The following is a 5,047-nucleotide window of genomic DNA, read 5'->3' on the forward strand; positions in this document are numbered from 1 at the left end:
TCATCGGAAGATGAAATTGATTCAGAGAAGAGCTTACGGATTTAGAAATTTTGAAAATTATAGGTTGAGAGTTAGAGTGCTGTGCGGATGAGTGAAGTGCCCCCGGATTTGGGGAAGACCCGATTTTTTTTATTTCTAAGTGCCCCATCAGTGCCCCTCAGAGGTCTTTAAATTTTGCTGAACTACTCGTAACTACTTGATTTTATTGGTGGGCCCACTAGGACTTGAACCTAGGACCAACGGATTATGAGTCCGCTGCTCTAACCAACTGAGCTATGGGCCCGGGGGATGGTGGTATTGTAATCGCTAATGCGTTACAACACCACTATTTTTTCAAGGTTTTTAGTCTTCGTCGCCTTCTAGGAAGCTGCGTAGTTTTTCAGATCTGGAGGGGTGGCGGAGCTTGCGTAGGGCTTTGGCTTCGATTTGGCGGATACGTTCGCGGGTTACGTCGAATTGTTTGCCGACTTCTTCCAGCGTGTGATCGGTGTTCATTTCAATTCCAAAGCGCATGCGCAATACTTTTGCTTCGCGCGGGGTAAGGGTTTCTAGAATTTCGAGTGTCGCTTCGCGCAAGCCTTCTGATTCGGCGCGGCTGATGGGTGATTCAATGTTGGTATCTTCGATGAAATCACCAAGATGTGAGTCTTCATCATCACCTACTGGAGTTTCCATGGAAATAGGTTCTTTGGCGATTTTTAAAACCTTGCGGATTTTATCTTCGCTTAAATCCATTTTTTCTGCCAATTCCTCAGGGGTAGCTTCGCGGCCGGTTTCTTGCAGGATTTGGCGTGAAATGCGATTGAGCTTGTTGATCGTTTCAATCATATGCACAGGAATACGGATGGTGCGCGCCTGATCGGCAATGGAACGGGTGATGGCTTGGCGGATCCACCAGGTGGCATAGGTTGAGAATTTATAACCGCGACGGTATTCGAATTTGTCCACGGCTTTCATCAATCCGATGTTGCCTTCCTGAATTAAATCCAGGAATTGTAAGCCGCGATTGGTATATTTTTTTGCAATCGATATCACCAGCCGCAGGTTGGCTTCGACCATTTCTTTTTTCGCACGGCGTGCCTTGGCTTCACCAATGGACATCTTACGGTTGATATCTTTGATTTCGCCAATGGTTAAACCAAAATCTTCTTCAAAGCTTGCCAACTTAACTTGCAAGCGCTTGATGTCTTCGACATATTCTTCGATGCGCGTTACATCCAATTTTTTGCCGTGTTTGCTAATTAAAGTTTCAAGCCAGGTTAAATCCGTTTCCTGCCCTGGGAATGTTTCAATAAAGAGTTTGCGCGGGATACGGGCTTTTTCAATGCAAAGACGCATGACTTCGCGCTCAAACTCGCGTATGTGATTGCGTAATTCACGGAAGTGACGGGTTAATTTATCCACCTGCCGTGAAGTCAGTTTTAACTTTAGAAACGAGTCAGACATGACTTCCAGTAATTCCATGGTTTTCTTCGAGGTACGGCCATGTTCTTTTAAAGAAACCATCGCGCTTTCAAAATTGGCTTGCAATTCGTCGAAATAAACTTGTGCTTGTTCAAGGCTTGGACCTTCATCGACTTCCGATATGCCGCCTTCTCCGTCGTCATCGCTTTCTTCTTCAAGAAGGGCTGATGCGTCAACCGCGTCCTCTTGCTGATTTTCTTCAAGCATGGAACCAATGCTGGATGGAGGCGCTTCTTCTTCGGAATCGGCAAAGCCTGAAATGATTTCACTCAAGCGGATTTCCTCAGCGAGCACACGTCGGTAATCTTCCAATACCAGCTGCACAGTTTCTGGATAATGCGCCAGAGATTTGAGGACTTGATAAATGCCTTCCTCGATGCGTTTGGCAATGCGGATCTCGCCTTCGCGGGTCAAGAGTTCAACTGTACCCATTTCACGCATGTACATGCGTACAGGATCCGTGGTACGCCCGGTTTCCTTGTCAACGGAAGCCAATACTGCGGCTGCTTCTTCAACATCCTCAGGAGCTTCTTCTGTGGTACCTAATAGCGCGAGCTCATCAATGCTTGGCGGATGTTCAAATACTTTGATGTTCATATCTTCCAGCATGCTGATGATGACATCAAAGTGTTCAGTATCGACAATATTGGGTAGTAAATCATTAATCTGTGCGTAGGTGAGATAGTTTTGATCTTTTCCTAGACTGATAACTTTAGTAATTTGCGAACGTTGTTGTTCTTGATCATTTATGCTCATGAGTACTTATTTCTGAGAAAATTTAAAACTGAAAAATGGTTTAATTATAAACTGGCTTACAAAAACATACCAGTTATTCCCATTTTTACCCATTCTTTCCATTGTGTTAATTAATTTACTTTGTGCCTCTCTTTTAACATATCTTGTAATTGTAGACGATCCGATTCAGTTAAGCTCATGGTTCGCGATTTTTCCAGTAATTGTTGAATTTTATTTTCACGGTTTTGTTTAATCAGAAAATTCATGATATCCAAGAATTCTTTGGACAAGGCTGCTTCCGGTACTTGATGATCCCAGGCGGCTAATTTGTTCATCGATTCAAACAAGTTACTGTCCCGCCAAAATTCTACTAAAGATGCGGTATTAATGCCGGGATGTTCAGCAATTTGCTGAATTAAGGTTTGCAATATGGCTTGATTGGGGGCATCCAGTAAGTGGGGAGGGAGTTCTTGGCTGTGTGCCTGGTATAATTCCGGGTTTTGCAAAAGCAGGGCTACAGCCAGACGAAGCGGGGAGCGGGCCATGTTGACGCTCGCATCGTGTAAATTAATGGAAACTTTGTCTTCCAGCAATTGGGTGAGCCTGTGATGTTCAATACGGGTCAAGCGTGCCAATTCATCCAGCATCATTTCCTTATAAGGGCCTTCTGGCATTTTTAAAAGATAAGGTTTTGCGGCATTCACCAATTGGGTGCGGGAAGATAAGTTTGTGCTGTCGTAATCTTCTGTAAGCGTTGTAAAAAAATATTGATTGAGTGGTATGGCTTGTTGCAAACGCTGCAAAAATTTATCTTTCCCTTCAGCACGCACCAAGCTATCCGGATCATGCCCTTCCGGTAAAAAGATGAAGTTTGCGGCCAAGCCTTCATTCAAAGAAGGCAAAGTGCTTTCTAATGCCCGCCAAGCGGCCTTGCGTCCGGCAGCATCGCCGTCAAAACAAAAGATTATGTTTTTGGTGTGTTTGCTCAACAATTGGATATGAAACGTACTGGTTGCCGTGCCTAATGTGGCTACAGCATTTAAAATGCCATGCTCTGCCAGGGCAATGACATCCATATAACCTTCCACCACTACGATGTGGTTGATAACAGTTTTTTGCTGGATGATTTGATGTAAGCCATAGAGCTCACGGTTTTTCTGAAAAATAACTGTTTCGGGTGAGTTTAAGTATTTAGGCTGCTGCTCGCTGGCAAGTATGCGACCGCCGAAACCAATAATTCTGCCGTGACGATCGTGGATGGGAAAAATTACCCGGTGACGGTAGCGATCATAAGTTTGCCCGTTTTCTTTCTGCACCAACATCCCCGCAGCAATCAATTCATTGCGCCTGGATTTAAATTGTGTTTCCAAGACGTGCCAGCCAGAAGGCGCATAACCAAGCTGATACAAGCGCGCTATTTCGCCACTCACTCCTCGTTTTTTTAAATACGAAATGGTTTCCTGATTTTCCTTAAGTTGCTTTTGAAAAAATTGCGCGACTTGCTTTAGTAATTGGTATAAATCCGATGACTTATTATGGGAGTGATTTTCCTCACGTGGGACTTGCATGCCCACCCGTAACGCCAGGGTTTCTATGGTTTCCACGAAACCTAAATGCAGATAATTCATGATGAAGCTGATGGCGTTCCCACTCGCCCCGCAACCAAAGCAGTGATAAAATTGTTTTTTGGCTAATACATTAAATGAAGGTGTTTTTTCATTATGGAAAGGGCAGCAGGCAAGGTGACTATTGCCACGTTTTTTGAGAGGAACATAACTATCAATTAATTCAATAATATCCGTACGATTTAGTAACTCATCAATGAATGGCCGTGGTATAAGGCCTGTCATAATGTCACCTTTTTCTGCGGAAATAGACTAATGCAGCAATCTTTAATAAGCTGCTGCATAAGAAAATGAATTAACTCAGTTTGGCTTTGATCATGGCGCTGACTTTACTCATGTCAGCACGGCCCTGTAGTCTTGGCTTAAGTTGCGCCATAACTTTGCCCATATCACTGATTTTTTCCGCGCCTAAATCATTAATCGCTTCGGAAACCAGCATTTCCAATTCAGCATCAGAAATAGGCTCGGGTAAATATTGATTGATGATATCCAGCTCAAACTGCTCTTGGGCCACCAGATCGGCCCGGCCAGCAGCCTGAAATTGGGCAAGGGATTCTTTGCGTTGTTTGGCGAGCTTGTCTAAAATAGCCAACATACGCGCATCGTCTACTTGTATGCGCTCATCAACTTCAATTTGCTTAACGGCGGCCATCATCAACCGCAATGCCTCTAATTTATTTTTATCTTTAGAACGCATGGCGTCCTTGAGGTCATTGCTGATTTGATCTTTTATCGTGGTCATGCTTTTTTGCGTCGAGCTTTAGCCATGCCTCGGCCTGCAGCATTGTCGCGAGACATTTTTTTCAGATGACGTTTAACTGCAGCAGCTTGTTTGCGCTTGCGCTCGGCAGTAGGTTTTTCATAAAACTCACGGCGGCGTAACTCAGTTAAAATTCCTGCTTTTTCACAGGCACGCTTGAAACGGCGTAATGCGTATTCAGGATTTTCGCCTTCTTTCACGCGAATGGTAGGCATTCAACAGTCCTCAATTAAAATTTGATCAATAGGCTGGCAATTCTAGTTGCAGTCATGGCAGTCGTCAAGTATTTGTTCGAATTGCGGAGTAAACTGCTCTTAATTATTTGTAAAATGTAAAGATTGGCTAGGGCGTGTTTTTAAAGTTTTTCAAACGGTTAAAAATTTGATAAAAAGGCTCCATAGTAAAAATGGAGTAAGTGAATGTCACGATTTGTCATTGATGATAAGATGTGGAGTAAATTAGA

The 5,047-nt window shown here is 43.7% G+C and carries 5 protein-coding genes and 1 tRNA gene; 1 reads left to right on the forward strand and 5 read right to left on the reverse strand.

Features of this window, described 5'->3' with window-relative positions; all coding sequences use genetic code 11:
* On the forward strand, positions 1 to 91 hold a 91-nt coding region (locus tag ELY11_RS11910), incomplete at its 5' end, for a transposase (RefSeq protein WP_148110522.1).
* A gap of 115 nt (positions 92 to 206) precedes the next feature.
* Here ELY11_RS11910 and ELY11_RS11915 read toward each other — a convergent pair.
* From ELY11_RS11915 to rpsU, 5 genes are all read right to left on the reverse strand, one after another.
* Positions 207 to 283 (reverse strand) — tRNA-Ile (locus ELY11_RS11915).
* Positions 284 to 342: 59 nt separating this feature from the next.
* Positions 343 to 2,220: an RNA polymerase sigma factor RpoD gene (rpoD, locus tag ELY11_RS11920; protein WP_126954743.1), complete on the reverse strand. Its 1,878-nt coding sequence runs from the start codon at positions 2,218 to 2,220 to the stop codon at positions 343 to 345.
* A gap of 110 nt (positions 2,221 to 2,330) precedes the next feature.
* Complete coding sequence (gene dnaG / locus ELY11_RS11925; RefSeq protein WP_127033774.1) at positions 2,331 to 4,049, reverse strand: DNA primase; 1,719 nt, start codon at positions 4,047 to 4,049, stop codon at positions 2,331 to 2,333.
* Between the two features lie 70 nt (positions 4,050 to 4,119).
* Positions 4,120 to 4,566 (reverse strand): GatB/YqeY domain-containing protein, encoded by a 447-nt coding sequence (locus tag ELY11_RS11930; protein WP_126954741.1) that lies wholly within the window; start codon positions 4,564 to 4,566, stop codon positions 4,120 to 4,122.
* Entirely contained in the window at positions 4,563 to 4,799 is a 237-nt protein-coding gene (gene rpsU, locus ELY11_RS11935; RefSeq protein WP_127033777.1) for a 30S ribosomal protein S21, read from the reverse strand. The genes ELY11_RS11930 and rpsU overlap by 4 nt, the downstream gene beginning before the upstream one ends.
* Positions 4,800 to 5,047: the final 248 nt, after the last annotated feature.

Source organism: Legionella septentrionalis (assembly GCF_003989745.1).
Classification (GTDB): Bacteria; Pseudomonadota; Gammaproteobacteria; order Legionellales; family Legionellaceae; genus Legionella_A; species Legionella_A septentrionalis.

Coding starts and splice junctions, on each gene's coding strand:
- rpoD (WP_126954743.1), bottom strand. CDS start 2,220: ATGAGCATAAATGATCAAGAACAACAACGTTCGCAAATTACTAAAGTT.
- dnaG (WP_127033774.1), bottom strand. CDS start 4,049: ATGACAGGCCTTATACCACGGCCATTCATTGATGAGTTACTAAATCGT.
- ELY11_RS11930 (WP_126954741.1), bottom strand. CDS start 4,566: ATGACCACGATAAAAGATCAAATCAGCAATGACCTCAAGGACGCCATG.
- rpsU (WP_127033777.1), bottom strand. CDS start 4,799: ATGCCTACCATTCGCGTGAAAGAAGGCGAAAATCCTGAATACGCATTA.